At 39.2% G+C, this 15,656-nt stretch carries 16 protein-coding genes and 1 pseudogene; 10 read left to right on the plus strand and 7 right to left on the minus strand.

The genetic code is table 11. The features are described 5' to 3' along the window. Positions 1–44: 44 nt before the first annotated feature. On the plus strand, positions 45–3,212 hold the full coding sequence (locus tag LQ203_RS25430) for a bifunctional cytochrome P450/NADPH--P450 reductase (RefSeq protein WP_230162487.1): 3,168 nt from the start codon (positions 45–47) through the stop codon (positions 3,210–3,212). Here LQ203_RS25430 and LQ203_RS25435 read toward each other — a convergent pair. The 4 genes from LQ203_RS25435 to LQ203_RS25445 are packed head-to-tail and all read right to left on the minus strand — an operon-like array spanning position 3,165 to position 4,123. Next, the gene (locus LQ203_RS25435) at positions 3,165–3,530 is read right to left on the minus strand and encodes a hypothetical protein (RefSeq protein WP_230162489.1); all 366 of its coding nucleotides are present in this window, start codon (positions 3,528–3,530) and stop codon (positions 3,165–3,167) included. The two genes, LQ203_RS25430 and LQ203_RS25435, sit on opposite strands and share 48 nt — an antisense overlap. A gap of 15 nt (positions 3,531–3,545) precedes the next feature. Continuing rightward, positions 3,546–3,674, minus strand: a complete 129-nt coding sequence (locus LQ203_RS27600) for a hypothetical protein (RefSeq protein ID WP_290370652.1) — start codon at positions 3,672–3,674, stop codon at positions 3,546–3,548. A gap of 60 nt (positions 3,675–3,734) precedes the next feature. Continuing rightward, on the minus strand, positions 3,735–3,923 hold the full coding sequence (locus LQ203_RS25440) for a hypothetical protein (RefSeq protein WP_230162491.1): 189 nt from the start codon (positions 3,921–3,923) through the stop codon (positions 3,735–3,737). Continuing rightward, complete coding sequence (locus tag LQ203_RS25445; RefSeq protein WP_230162493.1) at positions 3,923–4,123, minus strand: hypothetical protein; 201 nt, start codon at positions 4,121–4,123, stop codon at positions 3,923–3,925. The genes LQ203_RS25440 and LQ203_RS25445 overlap by 1 nt, the downstream gene beginning before the upstream one ends. A 237-nt stretch (positions 4,124–4,360) precedes the next feature. On the opposite strand from LQ203_RS25445, the gene LQ203_RS25450 reads away from it, so the two are divergent. Then, positions 4,361–4,810 carry an 8-oxo-dGTP diphosphatase gene (locus LQ203_RS25450; protein ID WP_290370653.1) on the plus strand — a complete coding sequence of 150 codons (450 nt, stop codon included), beginning with the start codon at positions 4,361–4,363 and terminating at the stop codon, positions 4,808–4,810. A 44-nt stretch (positions 4,811–4,854) separates the two neighbouring features. On the opposite strand, the gene LQ203_RS25455 is transcribed toward LQ203_RS25450, so the two are convergent. After that, complete coding sequence (locus LQ203_RS25455; protein ID WP_230162495.1) at positions 4,855–6,252, minus strand: NCS1 family transporter; 1,398 nt, start codon at positions 6,250–6,252, stop codon at positions 4,855–4,857. A 422-nt stretch (positions 6,253–6,674) separates the two neighbouring features. On the opposite strand from LQ203_RS25455, the gene LQ203_RS25460 reads away from it, so the two are divergent. Next, a complete protein-coding gene (locus LQ203_RS25460) occupies positions 6,675–7,172 on the plus strand; it encodes a hypothetical protein (RefSeq protein WP_230162497.1) in 498 nt (165 codons plus the stop codon). A gap of 174 nt (positions 7,173–7,346) precedes the next feature. Then, positions 7,347–7,577 carry a YczI family protein gene (locus LQ203_RS25465; protein ID WP_230162499.1) on the plus strand — a complete coding sequence of 77 codons (231 nt, stop codon included), beginning with the start codon at positions 7,347–7,349 and terminating at the stop codon, positions 7,575–7,577. A 603-nt stretch (positions 7,578–8,180) separates the two neighbouring features. Here the strand turns inward: LQ203_RS25465 and LQ203_RS25475 are convergent. After that, the gene (locus LQ203_RS25475; protein WP_230162501.1) at positions 8,181–9,569 is read right to left on the minus strand and encodes a PLP-dependent aminotransferase family protein; all 1,389 of its coding nucleotides are present in this window, start codon (positions 9,567–9,569) and stop codon (positions 8,181–8,183) included. A 199-nt stretch (positions 9,570–9,768) separates the two neighbouring features. On the opposite strand from LQ203_RS25475, the gene azlC reads away from it, so the two are divergent. From azlC to LQ203_RS25495, 4 genes and pseudogenes are all read left to right on the plus strand, one after another. Then, a complete protein-coding gene (gene azlC, locus LQ203_RS25480; RefSeq protein WP_230162503.1) occupies positions 9,769–10,524 on the plus strand; it encodes an azaleucine resistance protein AzlC in 756 nt (251 codons plus the stop codon). Next, positions 10,521–10,853, plus strand: coding sequence for a branched-chain amino acid transporter permease (locus LQ203_RS25485; protein WP_230162505.1), 333 nt, complete (start codon positions 10,521–10,523; stop codon positions 10,851–10,853). Before azlC ends, LQ203_RS25485 begins: the two co-directional genes overlap by 4 nt. 94 nt (positions 10,854–10,947) lie before the next feature. Continuing rightward, positions 10,948–12,291, plus strand: a pseudogene (gene brnQ / locus LQ203_RS25490) (branched-chain amino acid transport system II carrier protein). A gap of 101 nt (positions 12,292–12,392) precedes the next feature. After that, complete coding sequence (locus tag LQ203_RS25495) at positions 12,393–12,848, plus strand: hotdog fold thioesterase (protein WP_230162507.1); 456 nt, start codon at positions 12,393–12,395, stop codon at positions 12,846–12,848. Positions 12,849–13,027: 179 nt separating this feature from the next. Here the strand turns inward: LQ203_RS25495 and LQ203_RS25500 are convergent, their stop codons facing one another. Further along, positions 13,028–14,389 (minus strand): D-serine ammonia-lyase, encoded by a 1,362-nt coding sequence (locus LQ203_RS25500; protein ID WP_230162509.1) that lies wholly within the window; start codon positions 14,387–14,389, stop codon positions 13,028–13,030. A gap of 483 nt (positions 14,390–14,872) precedes the next feature. Here LQ203_RS25500 and LQ203_RS25505 point away from each other — a divergent pair, with 483 nt between their 5' ends. Further along, a complete protein-coding gene (locus LQ203_RS25505) occupies positions 14,873–15,259 on the plus strand; it encodes a DUF192 domain-containing protein (RefSeq protein ID WP_230162511.1) in 387 nt (128 codons plus the stop codon). A 146-nt stretch (positions 15,260–15,405) separates the two neighbouring features. Beyond that, positions 15,406–15,656: transposase (locus LQ203_RS25510; RefSeq protein ID WP_230155323.1), on the plus strand; the 251-nt coding region annotated here is incomplete at its 3' end.

Below are 15,656 nucleotides of genomic sequence, written 5' to 3' on the forward strand. Positions count from 1 at the left end.
TGTTCATTCCGCGAATCTACACTATTGAAAGAGGTGCTAATAAAATGGAAAAAACAACTCAGTTTCCACAGCCAAAGACATATGGCCCCCTAGGCAGCCTGCCTATCATTGATAAGGATAAGCCGCTTCAGTCTTTCATGAAGCTGGCACGAGAACTTGGGCCGGTTTTTCAGTTTCAATTTCCGGGTAGAATCACTACATTCGTATCCAGTGCTGCCCTCGCAAAAGAGATATGTGATGAAACTAGGTTTGATAAGAAAGTCGGTCCAGCCCTACAAAAAGTGAGAGCGTTTGGTGGCGATGGTCTTTTCACAAGTGAAACGACGGAGCCGAATTGGAAAAAGGCCCATAACATCCTGCTGCCCAGCTTTAGCCAGCAGGCAATGAAGGGGTATCATGCTAAAATGGTGGATCTTGCTACCCAACTCATTCAAAAATGGGCTCGCCTGAATCCAGCTGATGAGATAGATGTTCCTGAAGATATGACACGATTGACCTTGGATACGATCGGACTCTGCGGGTTCAATTACCGCTTTAACAGTTTTTATCGGGATACCACCCATCCTTTTGTCACCAGTATGGTGCGTGCTTTGGATGAAGCGATGAGCCAAACGCAGCGACTTGGCATCCAAGATAAACTGATGATTAAGTCTAAAAAACAATTCAGGGAGGACATTCAATATATGTTCTCTCTAGTGGATGAATTGATTACTGAACGAAAACAAAATGGTGATCAGGGAGAAGATGACCTTCTTTCCCATATGTTGAAAGGAGTCGATCCTGAAACGGGTGTATCACTGGATGATGAAAATATTCGTTTTCAAATCATTACCTTTTTAATAGCTGGGCATGAAACGACGAGCGGTCTCCTATCGTTCGCCATCTATTTCCTCATGAATAACAGAGACAAGTTAAAAAAAGCGCAGCAGGAAGTCGATGAAGTGCTGGGTGATGATGTTCCTGATTACAAACAAGTGAAAAAGCTGAAATATGTCCGGATGGTGCTGAATGAAACGCTTCGTCTGTGGCCGACTGCTCCGGCGTTTACCGTTTATGCAAAAGAAGATACCATGCTGGGTGGAAAATACAATGTGAAGAAAGGTGATGTATTCTCGCTGCTGATTCCCGAGCTTCACCGTGATCCATCCGTTTGGGGTGATGACATTGAATCGTTCATTCCTGAGCGGTTCGAGGATTTGGATTCAATCCCTTATCATGCTTATAAACCGTTTGGAAACGGGCAGCGCGCCTGTATCGGACAGCAGTTTGCCCTTCATGAAGCGACATTGGTGCTCGGCATGGTTTTACAGCACTTTGATTTGATTGATCATGAAGAATATCAATTGAATGTTAAAGAAACGTTGACTCTCAAACCAGACGGATTGACCATGCACGTTTCACCGAGGAAGCCGGCGATTTCATTTACCGCTGCTTCTCCAGAATCAAAGTCAGCGGACAAAGAAGCCGCGGCATCTCCAATTGAATCAGCACATGGGACACCATTACTCGTCCTGTTTGGATCAAATATGGGAACAGCGGAAGGGATTGCTCGTGACCTTGCTGAAACAGGGAAGCGACAAGGCTTCAATGCCGAGGTTGCCCCTTTAAATGATTACACCGATCGGCTTCCTCAAGAAGGAGCTGTTCTTATAGTCTCGGCATCTTATAATGGAAATCCCCCGGATAATGCGGGTGACTTCGTTTCATGGCTGAAGGAAAGCAAGGGTAACACATTGGATGGTGTTCACTATGCGATCTTCGGCTGCGGGGACCGCAATTGGGCCACTACGTACCAACGCATTCCAATCTTCATTGATGATCGGCTGGAACAAAAAGGAGCAGTGCGGCTGTCTGAAACAGGCTATGGAGATGCAAGCGATGACTTTGAAGGGGATTACGAGAAATGGACAGAAGCCCTTTGGCCGAATCTTGCCGAAACACTTAACATTGAAGTGAATAGGAATGATCGGGAAATCAGTTCGATTACAATGAACTTCGTAAGTGATGTGAGCGGCACACCACTTGCACGCACCCATCATGCTTTTACATCCATTGTAAAAAAGAATTTTGAATTACAACATGAAGATAGCGAAAGAAGCACACGGCATATTGAATTATCTCTGCCAGAGGGAATACATTATCAAGAAGGCGATCATCTCGGGGTACTTCCGCAAAATCCATCGGACCTTGTCGAGCGAGTGCTCAGTCGATTTAACCTAAACGGCAAAGATTACGTAAATCTAACTGGGGATTCCGGAAAAGCTGCCCATCTTCCTACAGGAAAACCGGTAAAACTCGAGGAGTTACTATCAAACTATGTGGAGTTCCAAGAACCCGCCACCAGGTCTCAAATTCGGGCGCTTGCCACTCATACGGTATGTCCTCCACATGTAAAAGAACTTGAAGATCTTCTTTTGGACAATATCTATAAACAAGAAATCCTGAACAAGCGCATAACCATGCTTGACCTTATAGAAAAGTATCTTGCGTGTGATATCCCATTTGAACGTTTTCTGTCTTTACTGCCACCTTTAAAAGCAAGATACTACTCTATCTCAAGCTCACCACTCCAGAACGAAGGAGAAGCAAGCATCACCGTCAGTGTCGTCCGTGGAGAAGCTTTGAGTGGCAGCGGAGAATACAAAGGAATTGCATCGAATTATTTGGCAGAACGCTTCCGAGGAGACAAAATAGCCTGCTTTATCAATACGCCGCAATCCAACTTCCAGCTCCCAGAGCAAACAGGAAAACCAATCATCATGATTGGCCCTGGAACAGGAATTGCACCATTCAGGGGATTCATACAGGCACGTCGCGCTTTGAAAGAAAAAGGTGAAACCCTAGGGACTGCCCACCTTTACTTTGGATGCCGTAATCCGGAACACGATTTCCTCTATCAAGAAGAACTCGTGCAAGCTGAACAAGAAGGCCTTGTAACACTGCACACCGCTTACTCAAGATGTCCCGGTCAAGAAAAAACATATGTCCAGAACAGATTAGCGGAAAACGCCCATGACATCCTTCCTTTATTAAAAGAAGGAGGACACCTATACATCTGCGGAGACGGAAGCAAAATGGCACCTGATGTTGAACGAACACTAATCGAAAGCTATATGCATTTCTATCAAACAACGAAAGAAGAAGCCACAGTATGGCTGCAATCATTAGAGGAAAATGGCAGATATGCGAAAGATGTTTGGGCAGGAGCATAAAGAGGAGGAGCAGCGATTCTTAAGGGATTCGCTGCTCTCTTTATGCGACAATGAGTAAAATCCGAATTCACGAGTAAACAGTGTAAATTCACGAGTAAAGTGCGAATTCAAGAGTAAACAGCGCAAATTAATGAGAAAAAAACAAAACTCACGAGTAAAACAGCAAAATTCACGAGTAAACAGCGCAAATTCACGAGTAAACAGCGCAAATTCACGAGTAAACAGCGCAAATTCACGAGTAAAACAGCAAAACTCACGAGTAAAGTGCGAATTCACTAGTAAACAGCGCGAATTCACGAGTAAAACAACAAAACTCACGAGTAAAGTGCGAATTCACGAGTAAAACAGCGCAAACTCACGAGTAAAGTGCGAATTCACGAGTAAACAGCGCAAGTTCACGAGTAAACAGCGCAAGTTCACGAGTAAACAGCGCAAATTCACGAGTAAAACAGCAAAACTCATGAGTAAACAGCGCAAACTCATGAGTAAAACAACAAAACTCACTAGTAAAGTGCGAATTCACTAGAAAACAGCGCAACTCACGAGTAAAAAGCGCAAATTCACGAGTAAAACAGCAAAATTCACGAGTAAACAGCGCAAATTCACGAGTAAAACAGCAAAACTCACGAGTAAACAGCGCAAATTCACTAGTAAACAGCGCGAATTCACGAGTAAACAGCGCAAATTCACGAGTAAAACAACAAAACTCACTAGTAAACAGCGCAAATTAATGAGAAAAAAACAAAACTCACGAGTAAAACAGCAAAATTCACGAGTAAACAGCGCAAATTCACGAGTAAACAGCGCAAATTCACGAGTAAAACAGCAAAACTCACGAGTAAACAGCGCAAATTCACGAGTAAATGCGCTAAAATAGAAGAATTGGAACTAATGGGGAGCGCATTATACATAGACGGAGAGCGTTTATGGATTTTAAGATTTGAGAGAGTGTAAATACTTTAGAGGCAGAAGAAGTGAGGGAAGCCAATGTTTTTAATAGAAAGGCAAACTGTATTAGGAATGTTTGGTCAAGATCTTTCCTAATTATATGGACGGAAATATAGTGGGAAGATCACGTGTGAATAATTTGTATATTCGTAACAGTCATGTGGTGGGGTTAATTAACGATAAAGGGGTCACTTTGAATAATGTTTAAGTATACGGTTTGTTTTGTGAAGATAAATAATGAAATACTCATGCTTAATCGAGAGAAGCCTCCAATTATGGGTGTTTGGAACGGAGTGGGGGGCAAAATCGAGAAAGGGGAAACTCCTGATGAAGGTGCGTTGCGTGAAGTGTTTGAGGAAACGGGCATAAAAGTAGCGAACTTTTTTTCGAAAGGAACGGTTACCTGGGAGACTCCAGAAGGTGAGCTGGATGGAATATATGTCTATTTGTACGAAGCGGACGATGATTTAACATATGAAACACCCCAAAAAACACGAGAAGGTATCCTCGATTGGAAATCCATTGATTGGATTCTCCACCCCAGTAATCTCGGCATAGCGGAAATGGTTGACCAGTACTTGCCGGTTCTATTGAAAAAAGAAGGAAACTACTCATTCATTTACAAAAATGGTCAAACATATCTTTCGTAAGTTAAAAAAGAGATACTACCTTTTTAAGTAGTATCTCTTTTTGCCTACTTCTCAAATATCGTACCCTTTTTGAATCTTGAATCCTTAAAGGTGAACTTCATCAGAATCATATAGGCAATGCCTGCCACGAAAACGCCGATGATCCAGGCCAGCTCGACTTTTATAAAGGCAGCGCCGGCGCCGATAAGCATGGCGAGCAGCGCGCATGGGTTATATCCTGTAAATGGCCCGCCTTCTCTGTACAAATCGGAAACATTGATCTTTTGCTTTCTTAATAGATAATACTCGACTAATAAAATCGAAACGATCGGACCTAAAAATGCGGAATAAATAAGAATGAACAAACCAAGACCCTTCGCCGAAGAATCCTGTACAAGCACCCAAGGGAAGGAGCAAAAGGCAAGAATTCCGGTTATGATAACGGCAACCTTATATTTCAGCTTTGTAAGCAAAGTGATGACATATGTTGGCGGAATAATATTGGCAACCATATTTACCGCAATTGCACCTATAACGATAAATGCAGAAACGCCTACTGTGATATAAGGATTATCTACCACAATTGCAAACGCCTTAACGGGATTGGAAATGCCGGTAGCGGAAGCAAGCATTACACCGATTGTCAGTACGAAGCCGTATGCTAGTAAAATGGGAGAAAAGTACAAAAAACCTCGTTTTGCATCACTGATGCCAGACTTAAGCTCTCTTGAGTAGTCCCCTGCGCTTAAAAAGATAGCCGCATAATTTCCTAAAAACATCATGATGAAAGCAAAGAACGGCAAGCCCCATGAGCCTTCAGTATGCACCCATTTTTCCGCGATGACCTCGTTATGTGATGTAAGCAGAATACCAAATACATAGACTAATGCTAGCATGATAACAATGGACGCAAGCATTTCCACCCATTTGATGGCATGGAAGCCGTACAGGGAAAGCGCAATTTGCACCAGTTGAATCACGACAAAGCAAATGACGGCATTATCAAAGGCACCACCCGTAATAATCTTCACAATTTCGTTTAAGGCAGTACCGCCGATCCAACTTTGAAAACCGTACCAGATGATAGCCGGAATTCCGCGCAAAAGTGATGATAGGATGGAGCCTTTCATCCCGAAGGACATTCTGAGCTGAACAACATAGGGAATACCCGTCCTGTATCCAATCCTATCATTTAAAGCAAAAATCACGGAAATGATAGCGATGGCAATGGCAGCTGCAGCAAATGTCTGAAAGATGTTCAACGTTGCGGTTCCCGCTACGACCAAGCTGGCTCCTAGTGTCATATTCCCTAAATTGACGCCGTCTCCAATCCACATGAATATATAGGATATCGGGCCAACCGTCCTATCTTCTTTGGTTCGCGGCTTCAGAGATTCGTCCAAATCCGCAGCGTGGTGGAACTCCGACTCTTCTAAAGCTTGCCTTTCTAGATATGTAGACAATGTACACTCAACTCCTATGCGTAGTGTTATATGATATGACTAATGATGTAATAAAAACTAACATGATAAAAGTATACAGGTTTCGTATTTAGGAATCATTAGAAGAAGTGTGAAATTTCAGATATTATTTTGTGCTTTTTAACTAAAAGAAAATCAAGTAAATTCTTGTAATTATCTGGGGGGACATGAGTCCTGCTGTTTCGTGATTTGTTTGCAGTAAGTAGGGTGCTGAGGCAGCCTTTTTCTTAGGGGAAAAACGGTGCAGGATAGTTAAGTGCTAGGTATAAAGTATTGAAAATCATTTGAAAAACGTGATAAAATTGTTATATCAGTGTGTAGAGATATTGGTCTTTTTTATTGACCAAAAATATATGTCTCACGATACGTCTGCCATCTGAAATATTTTTAATGGAGATGATCATATGCACGAGGAAACAAGATTACCGCGAAATGGAAAAGACTTTGTATTATTTTTAGCGATTATATCTATACTTTCAGTCAACATTATCGCACCGCTTATTATGGGATTTAAATTTGGATTCAGTAAAGAAGTGTATTTTGAAACCTTACAAGTAATTCCATTTGTGTGGATTTGTGTAATTTTATTGGTAACACTTGTTGTTAATCCAATTGTTAATAAACTCGTACAAAAGTTTACTGAACCTACGGACGGTTTTAATGCAAGAGTGTTATTCACGATATTATTTAGCGTAACCATCCTGTCCATTTTACTGACAGTTATCGGATCTTGGATTGGCATGGGAGAAATTAGTTTGGAGCCGATTCAAACGTTCTTTTATGATTGGCCTCGTAACTTTTTCATCGCATTTTGGGTGGAAGCTTTGATCGCACAGCCGATTGCAAGATTTGCAATGAAAAAATTACATGCAAGCCAGGCACGTAAAGCAGTAAATGCGTAACAATCAAATAAATTAAAAGCACATATAGCCGATTGGTTTTATTAAAAAATCAGTCGGCTTTTTCTTGCAAAAAAGTGGGGGAGTGAATGAAGGAATTTCCATTTTCCACACAAATGAAAAGGTGTTAAATGGTATGATTAATTGAAAAAATTGTATTTAAGGAGAAATATATTCTTGAAAAAAGTTAAAATCATCTTAGCAATAATTGTTCTTGCTTTATACGCCTATCAGCTAATTACTGGGAATACTGAGTTGATGCCGTATTCTATGTTGTTCTTGGGGGCAATGATGTTAGTAACAGGATTAGGCGAATTTCAAAAAGATAGAAAAGAAGGATTTTTGGGGTACTTTGTAGTCTCATTATTTCTTTTCTTTGTTTCCATACTGGGATTGTTATTGAATTAACTAGTTTTGTAGTTTAAACAAACTTTTTGGGGCGAATGGATCACTGTTAAAAAATAGGGTTTGTAAAAATTCGAACGTTGGCACTCGCTTTCCGTGGGCGGTCCGCCCTCGGCGCTTTTGCGCCTGCGGGATCTCCCTTGGAGCGCTTTTCCCGTAGGAGTCTCGCACACCAGTTCCAATCAACTTTGTTTTAATTGTTAGATAGAACTGATTTTGCTTACCAACTGTAAGAGGGTCATTACCCTCTTTATTTAATATCCTTTAAGAATTCTTCCAAGGAATCATATAATACAGGTGGTTCCCATTTGCCCATACTATGTTCAGCAGTCAGAACAGGAGTGGTGAAATGAAGTCAGAGAGATTGGTTCAAGCCGAAGAAATGCTAGAAAATATGCCAAATCAAGAAATCGAATTCGGTAAATGATTCATAAATCTGCTCCCTTTCCGCCGACTGTCTGCCAAGCCTCCTCGACGCAAGTGTCTCCGGGGTCTCGACTAGCCAGTTATTCGGCAGGAGTGCCGCAAATTTCTTCAATCCAATTAAGGATTTCAGTAAAAAAACACTGGGTAAGCTCGTAAATATTGAATACTTCATCTTTTGAATCAGTTGAGATACTGTTTTAATATGGCTAATCCTATTTTTAACTCATCAAATGAGTTTGTAGAAGAAAGTGCAATACGTAAATACATATCAGGGGTAGTCTGCCCGCTTTGAAAACGATTGGAATGAAAAACTCGAATACCGTGCCTTTTCAAATCCATTTCCAGTTGTAACGCATCGTTATGTCCTTGAATTGGAAGCCAACGATAAAAACTGAGAGGATGTCCAACATCCTTTCTTAAAGGAAAATATTCCGAATATATATCATTTGCAGTCTGTGCAAGCTGTTTCTTTTGAGAAGCAATTTCATGAGCCTTCCCTGATAAGATAAGCTCTGTGATAACCTCTGCATCAAAAGAAGAGGTCTTTACATTTATGTTGAAAATGGCCTGCGAAATTTTCTCGCGTAATGCATCCCCATAGACCATATAGGCAACTCTTAATCCAGAACATATTGACTTAGACGTGCTACAAATATAAACGCTCTGTTCTGGGAGTAAATGGAACATTGGCTGCTGGTAATCGGAGATCATACCTGCCGTCATAAATGCATGAATATCATCCTCGATCAAGATTAAACGATGCTTACGGATGACCGCAGCCAATTCTTGCTTTCGAATATCTGACATCATGATTGTGGTTGGATTGTTGCAAGAGGGCATCAGAAAAATGCCGTCAATATTTATTTGACAACACTGCTTTTCAAGTTCGTCTGGCAGCATTCCAAACTGGTCTCCGAGAATGGGCACTAACTTAATATGGAACATCTTTGCCAACTCGATAAAGTTTGAATATGTGTATAAGTCGGTTGCAATTCTATTACCAGGCTCAAACAAAGAAGCCAAGGCTATGGCCAATGCATTTTGGGCACCAGAAACGATTGCTATATGCTCTTGATCCGCGTGAATGCCGAAAGATTCCATCCAGTTTAGAGCTGCTGTTTTTTGATGTGGAATACCAGTCGGATCGTTGTAATTTAGTAACTGCTTCAAATAACTTTTGTTCACAGTTTTTTGAATAGTTTCTGCTACAATATCATTGGTTTGCTCAAAAGATGCCACAAAACCAAGATCAATGCTGTTTGCCGTTTTATCCGCGGAAATGGTTATAGAACGAGTGGCATTGGGAGCCACAAAGGTTCCGCTTCCCGTAACGGCATAAATTAATCCCTTTATCTCGCATATTTTGTAGGCACGGGTAATCGTGGTGAAGTTTAAGTCAAGAAAATCCGCCAATTCTCGTTGCGGAGGCAACTTTGTTCCAGGTGCTAAAAAACCATTTGTTATATTTTGTTCAAGTAATGATGCAAGAGATTTATAAAAAGGACGCTTTATTGCTTTCTTATCAGGTTTCCAAGACATTGGATAATTGTCAAATGAATTTACTGGCATACGTCACCTCTATTAACTTTTTCCATACAATCATATCATTTTTTGTATGGAATTCTAATCATGAAACGGTATGATTTGAAAGGCGACTTTAAACGAATATAAGGTGATAAGCCTATCAGCACCCCCATTTTGATAAAATGGGGGAATTTTATTTTAATTGTAATCCATACAATTAACTTGTTTTTTGTACGGATTTTGTATGTTAAGTTTAAATAAATTTAGCCATCAGGATGTGATTTATATGAAAAAAAGAACTCAAATGATACCTGCATTACGTGCAGCTTTTCCGTACACAGTGCCCATTTTGGCAGGCTTTTTATTTTTAGGCATCGCTTATGGAATCTTTATGAATTCATTAGGCTTCAGTGCGATTTACCCGATCTTGATGAGTCTAACAATATTTGCAGGATCAATGGAGTTTATTGCAGCCAATTTATTGCTTGTCGCATTCAATCCGATTAACGCCCTTTTTCTAACAATAATGGTGAATGCACGACATTTGTTTTATGGCATTTCGATGCTTGATAAGTATAGGGGGACCGGGAAGAAAAAGCTGTATCTGATTTATGGGCTTTGCGATGAGTCTTTTTCTATCAATTGTACCGTTGATGTTCCGCAGAATGTAGACAAGGGCTGGTTTATGTTTTTCGTAACACTGCTCAATCATGCCTATTGGGTGATAGGGGCAGCGATTGGCGGCATTTTTGGTTCACTTGTCAAGTTCAACACGGAAGGACTCGATTTTGTTATGACGGCTCTATTTGTAGTCATTTTCATTGAACAGTGGATGAAAGAGAAAAATCATCATAGTGCTCTCGCAGGGCTTGGGCTGTCAACTGTCTGTCTTATTATTTTTGGCGGAAACCATTTCATTATTCCTGCTATGTTTGCCATTTTGGGGTTACTCACCTTACTTAGAAAGACATTAGAGAAAGTTGAGGTCGAGGCCATATGACAATGGATTTAACACAGCAGATCATTACTATTGCCATGGTTGTTTTAGGCACAATGCTTACAAGGTTTCTGCCATTCATCATTTTCCCATCTGGAAAACCCACACCGAAGTATGTACAGTATCTCGGTAAAATGCTGCCATCCGCGGTAATAGGGCTTTTGATCATTTATTGTTTAAAGGATGTGAACTTACAATCCGGAAGTCACGGTATCCCTGAATGCATTGCGGTAGCGGTAGTTGCATTGCTTCACTTTTGGAAGAAAATGATGCTCCTCTCCATAGCGGGGGGAACGATTGCCTACATGATGTTGGTACAATTGTTTTTTTAGAATCAGTCTCTTTGCTATGCAAAAGAAACTAATTTTTTATATCAAACACAAAACAAATGTGTCCATATGCTAGTTGATTTTAGGAGGGATTGATGTGTCACAGAAAGTTCCATTGTCATTTATAATAATTATCGGTTTAATGCTATTCGCATTGTTTTTCGGGGCAGGAAATTTAATTTTCCCCCCTATGCTTGGGCAAATGGCTGGAACAAATGTATGGAAAGCCAATGCGGGCTTCTTGGTGACTGGAGTAGGATTACCATTACTTGCAATTACAGCATTTGTTTTTTCAGGTAAAGATGATTTACGATCTTTAGCGAGTCGAGTACATCCAGTGTTTGGTATGGTGTTTGCGACTGTTCTCTATCTCGCAATCGGCCCTTTTTTCGCTATTCCCCGAGCTGGTAATGTATCGTTTGAAATTGGAGTTAAACCGTTTGTTATGAATCATGCAGGGTCTCTGCCTTTGGTCATATTTACGATCATATTTTTTATCGTCGCCTGCCTACTTTCGCTTAATCCCACTAAAATTATTGATGTTGTGGGAAAAATTCTAACACCTATAAAATTAACATTCATCGGATTCCTAGTAATAATAGCTGTTATTCATCCAATCGGTAGCTTTCAAGCTCCTTTCAAAGGGTATACATCCCATGTGTTTTTCAAAGGCTTTCAAGAAGGCTATTTAACACTGGATGCTCTTGTAGCTTTTGCTTTCGGAATCATTATTGTGAATGCCATTAAAGAAAAAGGAGCTACTACTTAGAAAGAAATCATGACTGTTTGTGTAAAAGCAACGGCAATAGCAGCTACACTGCTCATTCTAATTTATACTGCACTTTCCTTTATGGGAGCTTCGAGTGTAGAAAAACTAGGTCAATTAGAGAATGGAGCTGAAGTTTTAGCAAAAGTTTCTGACTACTATTTCGGTTCTTATGGTGCAATTTTATTAGGCTTAATGATTACAGTTGCGTGTTTGACCACAAGTGTTGGTCTTATCACGGCTTGTTCTTCTTTCTTTCATGAATTATTTCCCAAGATCTCTTATAAAAATTTTGCGATAATTTTGACTATATTTAGTACCCTCGTAGCGAATATAGGATTAACGCAACTAATTAAGATTTCAATCCCTGTATTAATGACCATGTATCCCATTGCCATTACTTTAATATTCTTAACATTTTTACACTCTGCCTTTAATGGTAGGCCAGAAGTATATCAAGGTAGTTTGATATTTACCTTTATCGTAAGCCTATTTGACGGATTAAACGCTGCTGGTATACACATTAAAGCGATTAGTATTTTTTTCACTGAGTTCCTTCCTATGTATGAGTTAGGTTTAGGTTGGCTCCTACCAGCTATCATAGGCGGTTTGTTTGGTTATATATTTAGTAGATTACGCAAGAAAAAGATTCTTAGTTCAAGTGCAGTACAATGATCAGTTAGAAATGGATATGAAAAATATTTCTAATTCTAATTACTGGTAATTACCATCGGTGGTAATGGGAGTAAAATATTCAATCAAAGGGGTAGGTAATAGTGAAGAAGAAAATTGATGAATATCAAATTTATGAAAAACACTTTGAACAAATTCATGAGCAAGTAAAAAACGATCCGTATGCTCAGTCGTTAGGCATTCAGCTAACAAAATTCGAGGCAGGTTATACAGAAGCAACGTTAGAAGTGCAAAGCCATATGGTAAATGCATATGGAACTGTTCACGGAGCTGTTATTTATGCTTTAGCAGATCATGCTTTTTCCGTAGCTTGTAATGCATATGGAAAAACATCCTTAGGACTCTCGACTACAATCCAGTTTATTGAATCAGCTAAACCCGGAGACAAGATAGTAGCCTGTGCAACTGAAGTTAAACGAAACTATCGGACAGGTTTTTATCGAATAGACGTCTTGCATGAGCAAAACCTGATAGCAACCATGGAGGCAGTGTCATATCGTAAGGATCATTATTTTATTGAACTTGATGAACAAGAGTAAGCAGTCTAATAGTTGTTGATTAGAGGACTTGAAAAAATAGGGCTCCTCAGTAAGATATGAGTAAGACACCACTCTAACTCAAAACCTTAGGAGGAACCCTAATATGAAAAAATGCAAGATAAACAAAATCAACGTTCGAATGTCTACATTCTGACACGGGGTTACTACCCCGTGTTATATTACTTCTCTTTCTCTAACGCTAATTTCAGCCCTTTTTGATAATATTGCGTCATCATTTCTTCAGGAACCATGCTTCCACCAGTCCCCCAAATAATATGTGTACCCTTACTCATCTTTTCCGTTAAACTATGTTTCTGTAAATAATCGAAGCCCTCTTTACATAATTTACTTGGTCCTATCATGCCTGCTAGTGCTGAAGGTTCTAAATGGATCCCCTCTGTATCGACTAGTTCTTTTAGCAACTTATACAACTGTTCATCGCTAACCGTATAATCGCCACTTAAAAAAGGTTCCATAGTTTTACCTACAAACCCAGACGGCTTTCCAACAGCAAGTCCATCCGCGTCTGTTACATTATCGATACCAACATCTTGTACAGAAATCTTATCATGAAGCCCAGTCATTAAACCGAGTAACATACATGGTGAGTGGGTAGGTTCTGCAAAGAAACAGTGAATATGGTCTTGAAACAATAATTTCAAGCCAAAAGCTACGCCTCCAGGACCACCACCTACTCCACATGGAAGATAAACAAACAAAGGGTGATTTTCATCTATTATTATCTCTAGCTCTTCTAATTGTTTCTTCAAGCGAGATGCAGCCACTGCATATCCTAAAAATAGGTCGTGAGAATTTTCATCATCCACAAAATAACATGTTGGGTCACTATCTGCTTGGATTCGACCTTCCTCTACAGCTTTACTATAATCAGCTTCATATTCAATAACTTTGACATTTTTGCTTCTAAGCAAGTCTTTTTTCCACTGTTTTGCATCAGCTGACATATGAACAGAAACATTAAAACCTAACTTTGCACTGATGATGCCGATACTAAGTCCTAAATTTCCAGTAGAGCCTACTGCGATTGAATATTGTGAGAAAAGGGTTCGGAACCTATCACTATCTAAAATCGAATAATCATCTTGAACCGTTAACAATTGATGTTGAAAAGCTAATTCTTCTGCATGTTTGAGTATCTCATAAATCCCGCCTCTTGCTTTAATAGATCCTGATATAGGAAGGTGACTATCGCATTTTAGTAATAATTCTCCTAATATAGGTTGTTGATAATCCTGTTCTAAGGATTGTTTCATGGCAGGAATTTTCACTAAAGGAGACTCTATGATACCATTCGTTCCTTTTGTTTCAGGGAAAACCTTGGCGATATATGGAGCAAAACGTTTCAACCTTTCCTCTGCATCTCTTACATCTTCTTGAGTTAGGGGGGATTTTTTAATTCCCGTTTGAAATTTTTCGATATTTGGATTGAGCCAAAATACTTCATCCATCGAAATGAGCTTCTTTAGTAAAGGATATTTATCTTTCCATGTTTGTATTTCATTACTTACAATCTCTTTCATTTGATTGATCCTCCTCATTTTCTTGTAACAAGTGGATTTGTGAATTTAAATTAAATATAATTAATTACATTTTAACACACACTTCACTAGATGTTAATTTATATTAACTTTATTTAATTTTGATTTAACAACTCGTTAATGAGTAGCGATTATGGAAAATATAGATTTTGGCAAGAAAGTTGAAAAATATAGAAAAGCTAAAGGATTGAGTAGTAGAGACTTTAGCAAAATTAGCTGAAGATCGGAGCTGTCTTAAGGAAGCTTTTTAGTTGAACAAATCTTTTTATATATTGTTGCTGTGATTATTGAAAACCACGTATTAAATTAAAAACCACAGAATAAGTATTGAAGTGAAAAGGAGACTTTCTTCCTTATAATTATTAGGGAAAAAGACGTTTTTTCGAAAAAAGGAAATGATCTTATGAACTTCTTAAAAGACATCAATTTTCTTTCCTGCTTATAAATACTTGAAGGTGAGTGATCATGAAAAATAGAATAAAACGAAAAATGATAAAAATACTCAGTGGAAACAGGGAAACTATATTAAGCGTTCAAGTTGCAGATACCCAAAGAAAAAGAGAAAAGGGCTTGATGTTTGTTAGAAAATTACCCGAAAATGAGGGGATGTTATTTGTGTTTTTAGAAAAAATATATGATGGATTCTGGATGAAAAACACATTAATTCCTTTATCTATTGCTTTTCTTGATTCAGATGGGGAAATTCTAAAAATACTTGATATGGAGCCGTGTAAAGAGGAAGATTGTCCTACCTATGATCCAGAACTTTCTTATCTTTATGCACTTGAAGTGAATCTTGGATGGTTTCAAAAGAATCAAGTCAAAGAAGGGGATTATGTAATGCTTGATTGAAATTCATATCACCTCACCTTCAGTTATTTGAGGTATGGTGATTTTATAATGGATACTAACAGGTACGTTACCTGAAGAAAAGAGCTGTCTTTATGAACTGCACCCCAATTGTTAGACAACATCTAACAATTGGAGGTGCAGTTTTTTTGACTAAATATACGATAGACGAAAAATTACATGCAGTTTTAGAGTACTTAGAAGGGAAAAAATCCTATAAATCCATTGCACAAGAAAGAAATGTAGGTTTATCCCCTCTGAAAAGATGGGTCGCTCGCTATCTAAAACATGGGATGGAAGGACTTGCTTCATCCTATACAAATTACACTCTGCCCTTTAAACTAGAGGTACTTAAATATATGAACGAATATGGGGCATCAATCAACGAGACCGCTGTACA

This window comes from Peribacillus sp. Bi96 (assembly GCF_918698115.1).
Lineage (GTDB): Bacteria > Bacillota > Bacilli > Bacillales > DSM-1321 > Peribacillus.

Excerpts from the sequence above, each read along its gene's own strand:
- LQ203_RS25450 (WP_290370653.1), top strand. The coding sequence starts at position 4,361 with ATGTTTAAGTATACGGTTTGTTTTGTGAAGATAAATAATGAAATACTC.
- LQ203_RS25485 (WP_230162505.1), top strand. The coding sequence starts at position 10,521 with ATGACAATGGATTTAACACAGCAGATCATTACTATTGCCATGGTTGTT.
- LQ203_RS25460 (WP_230162497.1), top strand. The coding sequence starts at position 6,675 with ATGCACGAGGAAACAAGATTACCGCGAAATGGAAAAGACTTTGTATTA.
- LQ203_RS25500 (WP_230162509.1), bottom strand. The coding sequence starts at position 14,389 with ATGAAAGAGATTGTAAGTAATGAAATACAAACATGGAAAGATAAATAT.
- azlC (WP_230162503.1), top strand. The coding sequence starts at position 9,769 with ATGTTAAGTTTAAATAAATTTAGCCATCAGGATGTGATTTATATGAAA.
- LQ203_RS25475 (WP_230162501.1), bottom strand. The coding sequence starts at position 9,569 with ATGCCAGTAAATTCATTTGACAATTATCCAATGTCTTGGAAACCTGAT.
- LQ203_RS25505 (WP_230162511.1), top strand. The coding sequence starts at position 14,873 with ATGAAAAATAGAATAAAACGAAAAATGATAAAAATACTCAGTGGAAAC.
- LQ203_RS25445 (WP_230162493.1), bottom strand. The coding sequence starts at position 4,123 with ATGTATAATGCGCTCCCCATTAGTTCCAATTCTTCTATTTTAGCGCAT.
- LQ203_RS27600 (WP_290370652.1), bottom strand. The coding sequence starts at position 3,674 with ATGAGTTTTGCTGTTTTACTCGTGAATTTGCGCTGTTTACTCGTGAAC.
- LQ203_RS25430 (WP_230162487.1), top strand. The coding sequence starts at position 45 with ATGGAAAAAACAACTCAGTTTCCACAGCCAAAGACATATGGCCCCCTA.